Source organism: Dolichospermum sp. UHCC 0352 (genome assembly GCF_009711925.1).
GTDB classification, from domain to species: Bacteria; Cyanobacteriota; Cyanobacteriia; order Cyanobacteriales; family Nostocaceae; genus Dolichospermum; species Dolichospermum lemmermannii.
The window spans coordinates 1-17523 of sequence record NZ_VIKY01000290.1; the positions used below are offsets into that span (position 1 = coordinate 1).

General features: G+C 36.8%; 9 protein-coding genes and 1 pseudogene. 6 read left to right on the plus strand and 4 right to left on the minus strand.

All coding sequences use genetic code 11. The features are described from left to right. The 4 genes and pseudogenes from FJR06_RS21060 to FJR06_RS21075 form a co-directional block, all read left to right on the plus strand. Positions 1-201 (plus strand): annotated as a pseudogene (locus FJR06_RS21060) (hypothetical protein); the annotation flags it as partial. Positions 202-425: 224 nt separating this feature from the next. Continuing rightward, the gene (gene petC / locus FJR06_RS21065) at positions 426-965 is read left to right on the plus strand and encodes a cytochrome b6-f complex iron-sulfur subunit (protein WP_015078576.1); all 540 of its coding nucleotides are present in this window, start codon (positions 426-428) and stop codon (positions 963-965) included. Positions 966-1089: 124 nt separating this feature from the next. Beyond that, positions 1090-2091 carry a cytochrome f gene (petA, locus tag FJR06_RS21070; protein ID WP_015078577.1) on the plus strand — a complete coding sequence of 334 codons (1002 nt, stop codon included), beginning with the start codon at positions 1090-1092 and terminating at the stop codon, positions 2089-2091. 159 nt (positions 2092-2250) lie between these two features. Next, on the plus strand, positions 2251-3021 hold the full coding sequence (locus FJR06_RS21075) for a glucosamine-6-phosphate deaminase (protein WP_168652210.1): 771 nt from the start codon (positions 2251-2253) through the stop codon (positions 3019-3021). Positions 3022-3066: 45 nt separating this feature from the next. On the opposite strand, the gene FJR06_RS21080 is transcribed toward FJR06_RS21075, so the two are convergent. The 4 genes from FJR06_RS21080 to FJR06_RS21095 form a co-directional block, all read right to left on the minus strand. Further along, positions 3067-3762 carry a DevA family ABC transporter ATP-binding protein gene (locus FJR06_RS21080; protein WP_015078579.1) on the minus strand — a complete coding sequence of 232 codons (696 nt, stop codon included), beginning with the start codon at positions 3760-3762 and terminating at the stop codon, positions 3067-3069. 6 nt (positions 3763-3768) lie between these two features. Beyond that, complete coding sequence (gene devC, locus FJR06_RS21085; RefSeq protein WP_168652211.1) at positions 3769-4944, minus strand: ABC transporter permease DevC; 1176 nt, start codon at positions 4942-4944, stop codon at positions 3769-3771. A 138-nt stretch (positions 4945-5082) separates the two neighbouring features. Further along, entirely contained in the window at positions 5083-6285 is a 1203-nt protein-coding gene (locus tag FJR06_RS21090) for an ABC exporter membrane fusion protein (RefSeq protein ID WP_168632282.1), read from the minus strand. 371 nt (positions 6286-6656) lie between these two features. Continuing rightward, positions 6657-6986, minus strand: coding sequence for a hypothetical protein (locus FJR06_RS21095; protein WP_015078582.1), 330 nt, complete (start codon positions 6984-6986; stop codon positions 6657-6659). Between the two features lie 897 nt (positions 6987-7883). Between FJR06_RS21095 and FJR06_RS21100 the strand changes: the two genes are divergently transcribed. Both FJR06_RS21100 and FJR06_RS21105 read left to right on the plus strand, forming a co-directional pair. Continuing rightward, a complete protein-coding gene (locus FJR06_RS21100) occupies positions 7884-14672 on the plus strand; it encodes a type I polyketide synthase (protein ID WP_168652212.1) in 6789 nt (2262 codons plus the stop codon). A gap of 113 nt (positions 14673-14785) precedes the next feature. After that, on the plus strand, positions 14786-17470 hold the full coding sequence (locus tag FJR06_RS21105; RefSeq protein ID WP_015078584.1) for a PfaB family protein: 2685 nt from the start codon (positions 14786-14788) through the stop codon (positions 17468-17470). The last annotated feature ends 53 nt before the right edge of the window (positions 17471-17523 follow it).

A 17523-nucleotide genomic window follows, 5' to 3' on the forward strand; every position in this document is an offset into this window, starting at 1 on the left:
CCAAATGCTTCGCCCGTACAGTTGTTCGTTGTTCGTTGTCCGTTGTCAGTTGTTCGTTGTCCGTTGTCAGTAGGGGCGAAGCATTTGGAAGATAAATTATCGGTCATTGCCAAAAATAGTTCTCCAAATGCTTCGCCCGTACCGTTGTCCGTTGTTAAGAAGTTTCCTTCTGTTCCCTGTTCCCTATTCCCTATTCCCTGAGCTTATCTAGATTTTACATTTAGTTATGATATTAAGTTCCGTGACTCCAGTATGATAAGGATATAAAGAAATGTAATGCTAACAGATAAAGATGCTCACTATGTCTTGCAACTGAGAATTAGGGTATCGCTGTGAGCGTTATGATTTCGATTCAGATAAGAGTGGCTCTTGTGCTGGTACTCTTGTCAAAATGATTAATAAATTACACAAACAGCGCGGAGATTATGGCTCAATTTTCTGAATCAGCAGATGTTCCCGATATGGGTCGTCGTCAGTTTATGAACCTACTCACTTTTGGGACTGTTACCGGAGTGGCGTTGGGTGCATTGTACCCTGTTGTTAGCTACTTTATTCCTCCTTCTAGCGGTGGTGCTGGTGGCGGTACAGTAGCCAAGAATGAATTGGGTAATGATGTTAGTGTTAGTCAATTTCTAGACAGCCATAATGTGGGCGGTCGCAGTTTGGTACAAGGACTCAAGGGAGATCCTACCTATATTGTAGTGGAAAGTAAAGAAGCGATCGCTGACTACGGGATTAATGCTATTTGTACCCACTTAGGTTGTGTTGTCCCTTGGAATGTGGCTGAAAATAAGTTTAAATGCCCTTGTCATGGTTCACAATATGACGCTACTGGTAAAGTAATTCGCGGTCCTGCACCAAAATCCTTGCCTCTAGCCCATGCCAAAGTGGCAGACGACAAAATTCTGTTAACACCTTGGACAGAAACCGATTTCCGCACTGGGGATGCCGCTTGGTGGGCTTAAATAGTGCAAAAGTTATTAGTCTCAAGTCAACAATCTAGGGCTTTTAATCAACTCTTGACTACTGACTACTGACCAATGACAACTGACAACTGACAACTGACCACTGACAAATGACTTTATAGAGATGAGAAATGCCCTTACACCTGCGAGGTTAACTCGCACTGCTAAAGCAATGGTTAATACATTGCTTATAGCGATCGCTACTGTGACTTTTTTCTTCACTAGCGATATAGCCGTCCCACAAACTGCTGCTGCCTATCCTTTCTGGGCGCAAGAAACCGCTCCTGCAACCCCCCGCGAAGCAACGGGTCGAATTGTTTGCGCTAACTGTCACCTAGCAGCTAAACCCACAGAAGTGGAAATTCCCCAATCTGTGCTTCCTGACACTGTATTTAAAGCCGTTGTCAAGATTCCCTACGATGCCACTGTGCAACAAGTGGGTGCTGATGGTTCTAAGGTGGGCTTAAATGTTGGTGCTGTACTAATGTTGCCTCAAGGCTTCAAGATTGCCCCAGAAGATCGCATTTCTGAAGAACTCAAGGCAGAAGTGGGTGATATGACATTCACTCCTTACAACGACAGTACAGATAATGTTGTCATTGTTGGTCCATTACCTGGTGAAGAATATCAAGAAATTGTCTTCCCTATTCTTTCTCCTAACCCCGCTACAGACAAAAATATCCACTTTGGCAAATACTCTGTTCATGTAGGCGGTAATCGTGGCCGTGGACAAGTTTACCCCACAGGTGAAAAGAGCAATAATAACGCATTCAACGCTTCTGCTGCCGGTACAATTAGCAAAATTGCTAAAACAGAAGATGAGGACGGTAACGTTAAGAATCTGATTAGTATCACAACTGCAACTGGTGATGTTGTTACAGATACAGTTCCTGCTGGTCCTGAACTAATTGTGACTCAAGGACAAGTAGTTACAATTGGTGATGCTTTGACTAACAACCCCAATGTTGGTGGTTTTGGTCAAAAAGATGCAGAAATTGTGTTGCAAGATTCTTCTAGAGTTGCATGGTTGGTTGCTTTTATCTGTTTGGTGATGTTGGCACAAGTAATGCTAGTTCTCAAGAAGAAACAAGTAGAAAAAGTTCAAGCTGCGGAAATGAATTTCTAAATCATAACTATGATTTGTGTGATTGATTTGATTTATTTGATTGATTACAACAATCAGGGTTGAGGATACTGACAAATTCTTTGCTAAATCATCAGCTATTTGACAGGCTTTTTGCCTGTCTTTTTTTATAATTGATAATTAGTAATTGGGAGTAAACAAATGATAGAACCTAGCAAATCTTTTTATGTTGATCATCTATTGGTAGAGGTTTATGCTTCTGAAATGGAAATGTCAGAAAGTGTGGCTACAATCACACATCAATATTTACAAAATCTGCTTGATAAACAGGATACAGTTGCGATTTTATTAGCTACGGGAAATTCCCAAATTCGATTTTTGGAGGCTTTAATTGCTTTAGAGGGAATAGATTGGTCACGGATAATTTTATTTCATTTAGATGAATATTTGGGAATTACATCCGATCATCCTGCTAGTTTTCGGCGTTATTTGCGGGAACGGGTCGAAGAAAAGGTGTGTCCCCAACAATTTTATTATATAGCAGGGGATACATTACAACCAATAGCCGAATGCGATCGCTATACTCGACTCTTAGAAAATCAACCTATTGACCTATGTTTTTTAGGTATTGGGGAAAATGGACATTTAGCATTTAATGATCCAGCGGTGGCAGATTTTCAAGATCCTGCTAAAGTTAAACTTGTCAAACTGGATCATGTTAACCGTCAACAACAAGTAAATACAGCATATTTTGCCAATTTAGCAGATGTTCCTCAATACGCATTTACTGTGACTATTCCCATGATTTGTCATGCTAAAAAAATAATTTGTTTAGCACCAGCAACCAGAAAAGCCCAAGTAGTTAAAACTCTGTTAACAGGAAATATCACTACTAATTGTCCAGCTTCTATTTTACGTCAACAACCCCAAGCTACTTTATTTTTAGATGTTAATTCTGCTAGTTTACTATAACTACTAGATCCCCGACTTCTTCAAGAAGTCGGGGATCTAAATAAATCAATCATGTTGGATTAAATAACCATCTTCCATATTAATGATTCTGTCAGCAATATCTAAAATTCGGTTATCGTGGGTAACAATTAAAATGGTGCAATCTTGTTCTTTTGCTAATTGCTGCATTAAATTAACCACATCTCTTCCTGATTTACTATCTAAAGCCGCCGTAGGTTCATCAGCTAAGACTAACTTAGGATGACTCACCAAAGCCCGCGCAATGGCTACTCGTTGCTTTTGTCCCCCGGAAAGATCGGAGGGGTAATAATTAATTCTATCTCCCAATTTCACAGCCTGGAGCATTGTTTCTGATTGGATATAAGATTCCCATTGAGAAATATTGCGTTGTAATTCCAAAGACATTTGCACATTTTGCATAGCTGTGAGGAAATCTAGTAAATTATGAGCTTGAAAAATATAGCCAATTTGTCGCCGTACCTGGACTAATTCTTCATTACTAGCACCTAATAATTCCTGTCCATTAAATTTTAAACTTCCCTCTTGGACAGAACGCAAACCACCAATTAATGTTAATAAAGTAGTTTTTCCTGAACCAGATGGTCCAGTCATAATCACAATTTCTCCAGCTTTGATAGTTAAATTAATATCAAACAAAGTTTGAGTTCGTAATTTACTATGACCAAAGTAATGATTAAGATTTGTGATTTTCAAAATATTGGCATCAGGTAAATATTGCATTATTAGTTAATTAAAGATTTCTGCTGGATCTACTTTACGGAGTTTATTGGTAGAAAAGAAACCAGAAGTTAAGCACATAATAATCACAGAAGTGAATACTAATGATCCCTTACTTAAATCCATAACAATTGGTAATTTAGTTGCATCTTTAGCAATATCATATAGCCCTAGAGAGATAGCAAAACCAGGAATAAAACCCAAGACAGCTAAAATTATAGCTTGCTGAAATACGACATTTAAAAGATATTTATTTCTAAATCCCATAGCTTTAAGTGTCGCAAATTGGACAAAATGAGTTGATATATTACTATAAAGGATTTGATAAACAACAATTACACCAACCACAAAACCCATCATTACCATTAAATTAAATACAAATCCAATTGGTGTTCTTAATGTCCAATAGCTTTTTTCAAAGTCAATAAATTCTTGGCGTGTCATTACCGTGACATCTTTTGGTAAACTATTAGATAAAGTTGTGAGAATTGTTTGGGGGTTAACATTAGGTTTTAGATGAATTAAGCCTATATCTATTTGATTTGATCTATGTTCTGGAAAGATTTTAAAAAAAGTAGAAGAACTGACTATTAAATTACCATCCACACCAAAGGAAGGACCAAGAGTAAATAAACCACTAACTTTAACCTTATAACCAATAGTTCCCAAATAACTAAATATTTCCATACCTATAGGCTGATTTTTTTGAAAATATTCAGCAATTGGTCCAAATTCTGGCCGGGCTGCGCGGTCAAAAAATACTTGATCAGGAATTTTTAGTAATTGAAAATCTTGATCTACTTCTGGTAATGTAAAGATAGATTTTACCGGATCAAATCCTAGAATGTAAATAGGATATTTGCGGCCATTAATGGGATTTTTGAGTTTAGCAAATTGGACATATAAAGGTTCAACAGATTCTATGCCGTTAAAACCTAATATTTGATATAAACGACTACGAGGAAAGCTTTGAGTAGAAGTCAAAGATTTATATTGGGAACTAATTAAAAACAAATCACCTCGCAGGTGTTTATGGACTTGAGTAGCACTAGAATAAAGAGCATCCTGAAACCCAATTTGCATAAACATCAACACAGAAATAAAAGCAATCCCAGCCAATGCTACAAAAAAGCGCACTTTTTGTTTGATCAATTGTAGCCAAGGCAAAGGTATATTTAAAATCATGTTTTACCTCCTATTCCTTATATAAATGCACCCCACCCCGCAAGCGAGGAGGGGACTATGATGTATCTCATTCAAGTGCATACCGCTATATAAATCATCCAAATCAAATTAATCAGACAAATCATAGTTCAGACTTTGTTATATTTTAATAAGTGCCTGTACCTGTAAATTAGTTAAACTAGAAACTCGTTGATTATCTGCCGAGTTGTCAATGCGAATTTTCACATCAACTATTTTGTTATCTGTATCTGAACCGGGATTAGTATTGAAGATATTTTGTCTACCAATTTGTAAACCAATATCTGCGACAGTTCCCTTTAATTTTCCGCTAAAAGCCTCACTGGTGATAGTTACTGATTGACCTAAACGAACTTTTTTAATATCAGTTTCGTAGACTTCTGCAACTACATACATTTGTTGAGTTTGTCCTAGTTCTACTATGCCTTTATTGCCAATTATTTCTCCTGGCCAAGTATTAATTTTTAGAACTTGAGCATCAATAGGGGAACGGATAGAACTTAAATTTAGCTCGGCTTGAGCTTGTTGAACAGATGCTATAGCACTTTTTACATTTGCTTGAGCTAGTTGCACATCTGTGGGGCGAATTTCGGCAATACTATTAAGTCTAGCTTGAGATTCAGTTAACTGTTTTTGCAAAGTTTCTATAGTTCGTTTTAGACTAGCATTAGCTTCATTAAGTTGTTGTTGCACAGTATCCCGGCGTAATCTTTTAGTATCTGCATCAGAAGCAGAAATAGCACCATCTTGATATAATTTCTGATAGCGTTGATTTTCGGTTTCTGAATTTTTTAGTTCAGCTTCTAAACGAGAAATTGTAGCTTTTTGAGTAGAAACTGATCCTCGTAAATCAGCTTCTAAACGAGAAATTGTGGCTTTTTGGGCTGAAATATCCCCTCCTTTTGCCCCTGCTTCTACTTGTTGAAGATTCGCTCGACTAACTTCTACTTGTCGGTTTGCTTTTTCTAAAGCTGCAAGATTAGGTATATAATTATCAAGAATTGCTACTAATTGTCCTTGACGAATTTTATCTCCTTTTTTAACTAGGAGTTGATTAACTCTTATCCCTGTTTGAGAATTAGGTGCGGAGAGACGAATTACTTCTCCTTGGGGTTCTAAACGCCCTAAAGCAGCAACAGCAGTAATAGTAGGGGCTGAAATGGGAGAAATAGAAGATATGGTCGGGGATGATTTAGACGTTTTCTGAAAATATGAAAGGCTATAGATAGATATTATGCTAGTAGCTATAACTCCAGCACTTCCTAACATTATCGGCCACAAACTCATAGGTTTTGTGAATGAGTGCTTTTCTTTGTGTACCATAATTTTGTCTTTTAAATTAGGAAATATGACAATATTTCTGACTCTAAATTAGAGACAGAAAAGCCATTACACTTGATAGCATCTCTTGATAACCTTATCTGGTTCAGTTAAGAAAAAAGTAGGTTGGATTAAGTGACAGCACCACCCAACATTATCAATCATTTTGTTGGGTTTCCTGCCGTCAACTCAACCTACATAATTAACTGAACTGGATTAATTGATAACCTTAATATCCAACAAAATACAACTAATCAAAAATTCTTTACTTTGGTTGACTAAATGGAAAGTTACATAAAATACTTAAATACTAAAATTCTGCCAGGTAATTGGTAATTAGTTGCTGACTATTACCAATTACCATGATCAAAATTTTATTTATTTAACACAACCTCTTTCTCTTTTTTCTTCCGCATGATTGCCAAATATTCGCTGCGGGTTCCGTCTACTCGATAATGATCACAAATTTGACAAAGTTTCAGAAGATCCAAGCGACTGAAGATTTTTTGATGTTCAATAGCGTTGTCATTCCGCCACCGCCAGAATGTGGTTCTATCAATTCGACGATTGCTTTCAGGCCATCTTCTCCGTGATAGAAAATCTACTAATTCATCTTCATGAAATGAGTAACCTTTTGGTAATTTGAGGAGTTGTTCTCGTAACTCATTCAGCGGGATGAGTGGATCTAATTCAGATAGTCTCATGCCAGCAATTCCTTGTAGTTTTTGTAATTCCAATATTGCAGAAGCCAAATAATGCAATAACGTTTAATTGACTAATTTTATGCTCGAAGACTGTTTGAAATTCACAGTCTAAATTTCCCTGATTTAATAATTTAGAGTAAACTTATTTTTTGAGAATTTCAACCTATATGCAACAGATTGTTTCATAGAACCTTGTTTATCGCACTATCTGGGATTTGTAAAAATCGCAAGCCTCAAATTTTTAATTCTTTAAATAGAGGATTACTAATTTTGCATTATCTCAAATTTAGGACTTAAGTTGATGAAAAAATATATTTTTAACTCCTGAGATATATTTAATAGTGATCTATTTTACAAAGGTGAAAAAATATTTCTGGAGATAGATGTAAAAAATAACTATTTAGCATTAGAAACTAATGAACAATAATTACATATTGCACATTCTATTTTTATCCAGAGAATTTGTTATTCTTAGTTATTGTAAAATAAAGTTTTCAATAAGTTGGAACTAATAATATGCAATCTCTATGCAACTTTTGTCAAAATGGCTAAAACTTAGATAATAATTAGTGTATTGGATAAGCAAAGATATTTCTGCGACGACTCTATCAATTTTACATCTGCAAGACTTTTATAAAGTTGCACGTAAGTTGCTTATGAGTTGCAATAGGGTTGTCACCAAACTCAGATTAATATAGGCGGAAATTTAATTTATAGTCTGGAGGATTAATCAGACTATTTCATATTTAATCGCCACAATATTTATCAATAATTTATGTCGAGTTCAGATTTCAATACTGTTAAGAATGAAAATCAATTCTAGCTTAGTTTAATTTAGTCAAAAAACAAGCTGCTATTCACCTCTATATTGCTCGATCAAAAGAGGGAAATATGATCATGGCTGCTTCCAAATTTGAAGCTGCTTTTGCACAGTTGCAATCTGAAATTAGTAACTGTGAAAAGTCTGTACTCAAGATGATAAAGGTTAAAAAAAATATGCCTGATACCACAAAGATGAAAAATGAAATTAATGCTAAATTGCGAACAACTAATGTAGCAATTGTTGGGATGGCTTCTATTTTTCCCCAGGCGAAGAATTTACAGGAATACTGGGAAAATATTATTCAGAAAGTGGATTGTATTACTGATGTTCCGGCTTCCCGTTGGCAAATAGATGATTATTATGATCCTGACCCCAAAGCAGCGGATAAGACCTATTGTAAACGGGGTGGTTTTTTACCAGATATTGATTTTAATCCCATGGAATTTGGCTTACCTCCTAATATTTTGGAGGTGACAGATATTTCTCAATTACTCGGTTTGGTAGTGGCAAAAGAGGCATTAGAAGATGCTGGTTATGGGACATCTCGCCAATTTAATCACGAACGAACAGGAGTAATATTAGGAGTAGCAATTGGTAGACAATTGGCTGTTCCTTTAGGTGCAAGATTGCAAGATCCACTTTGGAAAAAAGTTCTCAAAAATAGTGGTTTATCAGACGAAGATAGCCAGAAAATTATTGAAAAACTCAAAAGTGGATATGTGCAATGGGACGAAAATGCCTTCCCCGGAATGTTAGCTAATGTGATTTCTGGACGTATCGCCAACCGTCTGGATTTGGGCGGAATGAATTGCGTAGTGGATGCAGCCTGTGCGAGTTCTTTGGGTGCATTAAGAATGGCTATTAGCGAGTTAGTGGAACATCGCGCTGACATGATGATAACTGGCGGGGTGGATACGGATAACTCAATTTTCGCCTATATGTGCTTCAGTAAAACCCCTGCTGTTTCCCCTGGAGAAAAGGTAAGACCCTTTGATACTGATGCAGATGGAATGCTATTAGGCGAAGGCGTGGGAATGCTGGTACTTAAACGCCTAGAAGATGCCCAACGAGATGGCGATCGCATCTATGCAGTCATTAAAGGGATGGGCAGTTCTAGCGATGGCAAGTATAAAAGTATTTACGCACCTCGCGCAGAAGGACAAATTAGTTCTTTGGTTCGTGCCTATACAGATGCAGGTGTTTCCCCTGCTAGTGTAGGATTAATCGAAGCACATGGTACGGGAACGATGGTAGGAGATCCTACAGAATTTACATCTATTACCAGCGTTTTTGGCGAAAATAACCCGAAAAAACAGCATATTGCTTTGGGAACTGTCAAATCTCAAATTGGACATACTAAGGCGGCGGCTGGTGCAGCTAGTCTCATCAAAGCGGCTTTAGCGTTGCACCACAAAGTCTTACCACCGACGATCAATGTCAGTAAACCCCATCCTAAACTGAATATTGAGAACTCGCCATTTTATTTAAATACGGAAACTAGACCTTGGGTAAGTCATCCTACCCAACCAAGAAGGGCAGGAGTCAGTGCTTTTGGCTTTGGTGGTACAAATTATCACGTTGTCCTGGAAGAATACGAGCATGAACATCATCACCCTTACCGTTTACACCATAGGCCAGAATCCTTACTGCTATTTGCCCCCACCTCTTCAGAGTTGTTATCTCGTTGTCAACAAATCCAGCAACAATTACAGATTGAGGGTAAAGAAAGACACTATCAACAATTAGTTACTGATTCTCAAACCAGGAAAATTCCCGTTAATTATGCCAGAGTGGGCTTTGTAGCTAATGATTTAGCGCAAGCTGAGGAATTACTAAAAATTGCGATTGCAGGGCTAAAACAGAAGCCTGAAGCCGAATCCTGGGAACATCCTCAAGGGATTTACTACCGTCAAAAGGGGATAAATCCGACAAGTAAAGTAGTGGCTTTGTTTTCTGGACAAGGTTCACAATACTTAGAAATGGGGCGGGAGTTGGTGATGAATTTTCCCTGCTTGCGCCAAACCTATACGCACATGGATAGCCTTTTGTGTGAGGACGGGTTACAGCCCTTGTCAACGGTAGTATTTCCTCAGCCTGTTTTTGATGAAGCACAAAAGCAAGTTCAGTTAGCAACGTTGCAAAAAACTGAATATGCACAACCAGCAATTGGAGTATTTAGTGCGGGTTTATATAAAATTTTGCAACAAGCTGGATTTAAACCTGATTTTGTTGCTGGTCATAGCTTTGGTGAATTAACAGCTTTGTGGGTTGCAGGTGTATTAAATGAAGAAGATTATTTGTTCTTAGCAAAAGCTAGAGGACAAGCTATGGCTGCACCGGCAAATCCCAATTTTGATGCTGGAGGAATGTTAGCCGTTAAAGGAGATATTCAGCAGATAACGGCAGTAATTAAAAAGTTTCCCCAGGTAGCAGTTGCTAATAAAAATTCTCAGCACCAAATAGTATTAGCTGGGAAGAAAGAGGAAATTAGTCAAGTCCAAGATATTCTCAAAAAACAAGGTTTTACTACTTTTTTATTAGGAGTTTCCGCAGCATTTCATACACCATTAGTATCTCATGCTCAAAAACCTTTTGCCCAAGCTGTTGAAAAAGTAAATTTCAACGAAGCACAAATTCCCGTTTATACTAATGTTACAGGTGGCTGTTATCCTCAAGAACCCCACGCTATCCAAAAAATCCTCAAAGAACAATTGTTCAATCAGGTATTATTTCAGCAGGAGATTGAAAATATTTATGCTGCTGGTGGTTATTGTTTTGTGGAATTTGGTCCTAAAAATGTGCTTACAAATTTGGTAAAGGAGATTTTAAATGATCAACCCCATATAGCTATAGCTGTAAATCCAAATCATACCAAAAATAGCGACAAAACTCTTCGACAAGCCATAGTTCAATTGCAGGTAGCTGGGTTATCTTTGCAAAATTTAGATCCCTATCAAGTCGTAACTAAAATTCCCGAAATTCCTCAACAAAAAGTTTTGAATGTGCGGTTAAATAGTACCAATATTACCGAAAGAACTCAAAAAGCCTTTGCGAAAGCCTTAGAAAATGGTCATCATGTAGGGGTGATATCTTCCCAACCAACAATTAACGAAAATTACCCAACTTCATTTAACGAAAATCATCAACCACAGGGTAACGAAAAGCCTCCAACTTCATTTAACGGAAATCATCAACCACAGGGTAACGAAAAGCCTCCAACTTCACTCAACAGTAAATTAGAAAAAGTAGAAATTCACCCTCAAAATTCTGAAAAAGTTATTCACAGCTTAGAAAATTTCATCACAGAATTTAGTCAGCAACAACGGGACATTATCCATGTTCATGAACAATCTTTGCAAAATCAAACAGAATACACAAAGACATTTTCTCAATTAATGCAGCAGCAGTATTCATTATTGGGAAATAATGAACCTACAGAACATCAATCTCAAACTCAGCAACTAGCAATTTCCAATTCTGAACAGAACATGATGCGGTTTCATGATCATCAAGGTGATACCCTCCGCATTCATGAACAATATCTCAAATATCAACATGAATATACCCAAAATTACTTTCAACTTCTGCAAAAACATTTTCATTTACTGACTTCAGAAAATAAAGTCATCAATTATGTAAATCATCCTCAACCCACTTTTTCTCCCCAAATTCAACAAGACTTAGAAAACGATGAAAAAACCGACTTATCTCCACCTCTTCCTCTCTGTACCTCCGCGCCTCTGCGTGAAGAAAAAATCATCCCAAATATAGATAAAGCCACCCTTAGTCAAACTCTACTAAACGTTGTCAGTGATAAAACAGGCTACCCAGTAGAAATGTTAGAACTGTCAATGGATATGGAAGCAGATTTAGGAATTGATTCTATCAAACGAGTCGAAATTTTAGGAGGTTTATTAGAAATATATCCCGATTTACCTAAACCCAACCCCGAAGAATTGGGACAATTAAGAACTTTGGAACAAATTGCCGAATATATGCAAACTTTAGTTTCAGATGTCTTAAATCAACAGATAGAAACATCAACCGCAATTATTACCACAGAGGTATTAGTAGAAGTTCCTCAACCGGAATTAATAACATCCACACCTGAAATTGAAGAACAAAAAGCAGAAGTAGAAATTCCCGCAGATTTAAGCGATATTCTGTTAACAGTTGTCAGTGATAAAACAGGCTACCCAGTAGAAATGTTAGAACTGTCAATGGATATGGAAGCAGATTTGGGAATTGATTCTATCAAACGGGTAGAAATTTTAGGAGGTTTATTAGAACTATATCCCGACTTACCTAAACCCAACCTCGAAGAAATTGGAGAATTGAGAACTTTGGCCGAAATTGCCACTTATATGCAGCAACAAGCCCAGGGAATTTCTAATTTATTGACTGAAGAAATAGTAGAGATCACAACAACCACATTTCTGCCAAATATCCGCCGCAGTATTGCCAAATTACAGCAACTTCCCACACCTGATAGTTTAGAATTTTCTCTTCCTGAAAACCACATTGTATTAATAACTGATGATGGTTCTTCTACTACTGAAAAATTAGCAGAAAGTTTGACAGCTAAAGGTTGGAAAACTGTAGTTTTAAGTTTCCCTGGAATTGATTCAAATATTCATAAAGGAATCAATAGAGTAGTTTTAACTGATTGGAATGAAGAAAATTTACAACAACAGTTAGAACAGATTGCTGATAATTATGGTACCGTAGCTGCATTTATTCATCTCCACCCAGCAACACCATTAGACATAGATAAATCCATTCTGCGTCACGTCTTCTTAATCGCTAAATACCTGAAAGAACCACTCAACAAAGCCGCAAAATTTGGCCGCAGTTGTTTTATTAACGTTGCGCGTTTAGATGGTGAATTTGGATTAGGAGAAACCCATGATTTTAGTGCAATTTCCGGAGGATTATTCGGACTTAGCAAGAGTATTAATCAAGAATGGGAAAATGTATTTTGTCGTTCCCTTGACTTAAATCCAGAAATAGATCCAGAAACATCTGTAAAACATATCCTCGCGGAAATTCATGATTCAAACTTGTTAATTCAAGAAGTAGGATATAGCAAAAAAGGAAGAGTCACTTTAATTGCAGACTTCAGCCCATTACCAACTACTAATTCTCAAAGAGAGATTACCAAAGATCAAGTTTTTCTAGTTAGTGGTGGTGCAAAAGGAATCACAGCCCAATGTGTCATTAAAATCGCCCAGCAATATCAATGTAAATTTATTCTTTTAGGGCGTTCCAGTCCAGAACCTGAACCAGTTTGGGCAGAAAATTGCGAAAATGAAGCAGAATTAAAACAGCGAATTTTAGAAAATTTCCAAGCCCAAGGGGAAAAAGCAACACCAATAATGGTACAGAAAAAGTATCAAGCAATTTCCTCACAGCGAGAAATTCAAAGTACTCTTAAAGCCATTGAACAAGCAGGAGGAAAAGCAGAATATCTGAGTGTAGATATTACCGACACAGTATTACTAGAATCAAAACTTGCAGATGTAATTGAACGTTTTGGGGCGATAACTGGCATAATTCATGGTGCAGGAAACTTAGCTGATAAACGCATTGAAAAAAAATCAATTCAGGATTTTGAAAATGTTTATGCAGCTAAAGTTAAAGGTTTAGAAAATCTTCTGCGGTGTGTACCAGCGAGTCAATTGGAATATTTAGTTTTGTTTTCTTCCGTGGTAGGATTTTATGGCAATGTGGGACAATCAGATTATGCCATAGCCAATGAAATCCTGAACAAATCTGCCCATTTAATTAAACATAATTACCCCAATTGTCATGTCATGGCTATTAACTGGGGTCCCTGGGAAAGTGGCATGGTATCATCAGAACTAAAGAAAGCTTTTGCAGAAAGAGGAATTGAAGTTATTCCCGTAGAGACAGGAACACAAATATTAGTTAATGAACTAACTACCGCTAATCAAGACACAGTTCAATTAGTGATTGGTAGTCCCTTAACTTATGTTCCTGCAACCTTATCTAATGAGCTAAAAACCTATCGAATTAACCGCCAATTAACATTAGCAGAAAACCCATTTTTACATGATCATGTTATCCTCGGTCGTCCCGTACTTCCTGCCACCTGTGGGTTATTATGGATGACTAATGCTTGTGAACAACTCTATCCTGGATTTACAGCCTTCGGTTCTCCCAATTTCAAAGTTTTAAAAGGCATAGTTTTTGATGAAACCTCAACAAATGAGTATGTTTTAGAAATTCAAGAACTTGCAAAACATGAAAATCAGAAAATAGAATTTGCTGCTAAAATTAGTAGTAAGACATCAGACGGAAAAGTCCGCTATCATTTCAGCACAAATCTAATTCTCAAACGAGAAATCCCCACACCTCCTAATTATGGAAACCTGAACTTTAATCAGGATGAAAATCTCCTCAAAACCAATCAAGAATTATATCAAGTAAATGCTTCTAGCCTATTTCATGGAGTCACCTTTCAAGGTGTAAAATCAGTTTTAAATACCAGCCCTAGTCAGATAACGATTGAATGCTACTTACCAGAACCCACAGCACAACAACAGGGACAATTCCCAGTGCAAACATTCAATTCCTACATAGCAGATGTCCAGATTCATTCTCTCTGGATTTGGACACAACATTTTCATCAAGTTGGATGTTTACCATCAGAAATTAAGAACTTTGAACAATTTGCAAAAGTGCCTTTTGGTGAGACATTTTATGTGACTTGTGAAGTGCAATCAAAGACAGAATCATCGGTGGTTACAGATGTGATTACCTATGGTCATCAAGGACAAATTTATAATCGCATGATTGGCGCTAAAGGAACAATTCTACCTCGACAAATAGTCAAAGATTAGATTTTTTCACGCAGAGACGCAGAGGCACGGAGAGAATTAAGAGTGTATTTATCTGCAAATATTTTTTCTGTGTCCTCTGTTTCGGTTAGTTTATAAAAAAATGGAGAATCATAATGAAATCAATTGCACAGAATCAAAAGTTAGCAATTGTCGGTATGGATTGTTTTGTGAGTAGTTCACCAACATTAAATAAGTTTGAACGTCTGATTTATGAAGGTAAGCAAAATTCAGTTACATCTGAAAATTATCAGCAAACTCCTTTAAGTCGAGAGGTGATCAATTCTGCGCTGGAAGATGCTAAAATTCAACCAGATAGAAAGATAGCTTTAATCATCATTTCTCCCACAGAAAATTCTGCTAAATTAGCTAATTATATTTCTGCTGAATTAGCATTTTTTGCCGAAGAAAATTCGCTTTTATCAGCCTTGGATGTCAGTAAAAAATTATTAATTTCCCAACAAGTTGAAGCTGTTTTAATTGTCGGGATAGATAAGAATTACCAGATAGAAATTAATCCGACTGGATATGCTTTCAGTTATGACGAAAAAGCTCAGAGTATCATAAAAACAGCAGGTGCTGCCGCAGTAGTATTACAACTGTATGAAACAGCCAAGCAACGAAATCATTGCATCTATGCAGTCATTGATGGTTTGAGTGTAGTGAAAGATGCTCCAAATCATCCAGAAACTGTTAAGCAAGCTTGTCAAGAGGCGTTTCAAATAGCAGATGTTAATGCCGCAGATATTGGTTATTTGGAAGTTGTTGCTAGTGGGATTCCTAACGCAGATATAGCGGAAATTCAAGGTTTAATATCGGCTTATCAGACAGGGGCAGAAAATCTGAGTTGTGCCTTGGGTAGTGTTAAAGCAAATATTGGCAATACACAAGCCTCTGCGGGCATATTTAGCCTCATTAAAACCGCACTTTGTTTATATTATCGTTATATTCCCGGTGTTCCCCAGTGGTTCAATCCTAAACAGCCAGAAATTTGGCATGGAAGCCCCTTTTATGTAGCCGTAGAATCAAAACCTTGGTTTTTAGAACCTGGTGCGACTAAAAGAATAGCTGCGGTAAATATAATGGAAGAAGATAATATTTATGGACATTTAATTTTGTCAGAAGAAATCAGCCAGATAGAACGCAGTAGTCAATATTTAGCAGAAATGTCCTATTATTTATTTCCCATTGCGGCTGATGATCGTGCTTCTTTATTAACACAAATTACCGCACTTCAACAAAGTCTCACAGATGTTTCTTCTCTATCGCAACTTGCTAGTGATTATTTCCAAAAATATCAGCAATATCAACAATCAACTTACGCTTTAGCAATTCTTTCACGACATCCAGAAGAATTAAAACGAGAAATTGAAAGGGCAATTCAGGGAGTGAAAATTGCTTTTGCCACTGGCAAAGATTGGCAAACTCCTCTTGGTAGTTATTTTACAGTTAATCCCCAAGGAAAAAAAGGTCATATTGCTTTTGTTTATCCTGGTTCTTTTACTTCTTATATAGGAATGGGACGAAATATTTTCCGTCTTTTCCCTCAACTCTACGATGATGTTGTTGTTAAAAGCGTTTATAATCGAGCCGCTGACATTGAAAAATTTATCTATCCTCGCAGCATTAATAAATTATCAAAAAGACAACTAGAAACTATAGAACAAAAATTAATAAATGATCCAGTTTCTATGCTGGAATGGGAAGTTGGTTTAGCGAGATTAATGACAGTAATGCTGAAAAATCACTTTCGCATTCAGTCCCCCTATGCTTTTGGATATAGCCTTGGTGAAACTAGCATGATGTTAGCACAAGGGGTCTGGACTAGCTTTAAAAGTACCAGTGATTATTTGAATTCATCCCCTTTATTTAAAACCCGGCTATCTGGTCAAAAAAATGCAGTTCGTCAGCATTGGGGATTACCTTTAATTTATACAGGTAAAAGCGAAGAATTTTGGAGTAACTATATTTTGATATGTTCCTCTTCCCTAGTCCAAGAAGTCCTAAAAAATGAAAGTCGGGTTTATATCGTTTTAATTAATACACCTGAAGAAGTCATTATTGCTGGTGAAACTCAAGCTTGTGAAAGAGTTATTCAAACATTAAAATGTGACGCTTTTCCAACATCAATTAATCATGTAATTCATTGTGAACCAATGCACTCTGAATATGATGAATTAGTAAAAATCAATACCTTACCTAGCCAAGCAAATTCAAAAACAATTTTCTACTCTGCGGCAGAATACGCACCCATGAAAATTGATAGTAATTTAATAGGCAAAAATATTGCTAAAGCCCTTTGTCACCAACTTGATTTTCCTCGCTTAGTTAATCGTGCCTACAATGACAATATCAGAATCTTTATTGAAGTTGGTGTTGGTAGTAACTGTAGTCGGTGGATTAGCGAAATTCTCAAAGACAAAGAACATCTAGCTGTATCTCTAAATAGAAGAGGTGTAGATGATCATACCTCCATTATTAAAGCCTTAGCCAAGCTATTTAGTCATCGAGTTGAATTGGATTTATCACCTTTATATTCTTTTCCCAACATCAAATTGGATCAAGATCATGCTTGCGAAAATCAGTCATCTTTTCCAGATAATTCCTTATTAAATTATGAACACAAAATAAAATCCACCCCTAATTATAAAAGTTTAAATGATCATCATGTCCGGCTGGCTAAAGCACACGGATTTTTATTAAAGTCCCGGCAAACATCACTTCAACAACTTAGTCTCTTTCTCCAGCAGCAATTAGATTTGTACAAAAAAATGGTGACCCAAGTTAGAAAAGAAAAGTAGAAATACAGAGTAATTCTTGTGAATCTATTGTGGGATAGGCATCTTGCCTGTCC

What these genes read in the sequence shown, in the direction of transcription:
- petC (WP_015078576.1), top strand. Translation starts at nt 426, where the DNA reads ATGGCTCAATTTTCTGAATCAGCAGATGTTCCCGATATGGGTCGTCGT.
- petA (WP_015078577.1), top strand. Translation starts at nt 1,090, where the DNA reads ATGAGAAATGCCCTTACACCTGCGAGGTTAACTCGCACTGCTAAAGCA.
- FJR06_RS21075 (WP_168652210.1), top strand. Translation starts at nt 2,251, where the DNA reads ATGATAGAACCTAGCAAATCTTTTTATGTTGATCATCTATTGGTAGAG.
- FJR06_RS21080 (WP_015078579.1), bottom strand. Translation starts at nt 3,762, where the DNA reads ATGCAATATTTACCTGATGCCAATATTTTGAAAATCACAAATCTTAAT.
- devC (WP_168652211.1), bottom strand. Translation starts at nt 4,944, where the DNA reads ATGATTTTAAATATACCTTTGCCTTGGCTACAATTGATCAAACAAAAA.
- FJR06_RS21090 (WP_168632282.1), bottom strand. Translation starts at nt 6,285, where the DNA reads ATGGTACACAAAGAAAAGCACTCATTCACAAAACCTATGAGTTTGTGG.
- FJR06_RS21095 (WP_015078582.1), bottom strand. Translation starts at nt 6,986, where the DNA reads ATGAGACTATCTGAATTAGATCCACTCATCCCGCTGAATGAGTTACGA.
- FJR06_RS21100 (WP_168652212.1), top strand. Translation starts at nt 7,884, where the DNA reads ATGGCTGCTTCCAAATTTGAAGCTGCTTTTGCACAGTTGCAATCTGAA.
- FJR06_RS21105 (WP_015078584.1), top strand. Translation starts at nt 14,786, where the DNA reads ATGAAATCAATTGCACAGAATCAAAAGTTAGCAATTGTCGGTATGGAT.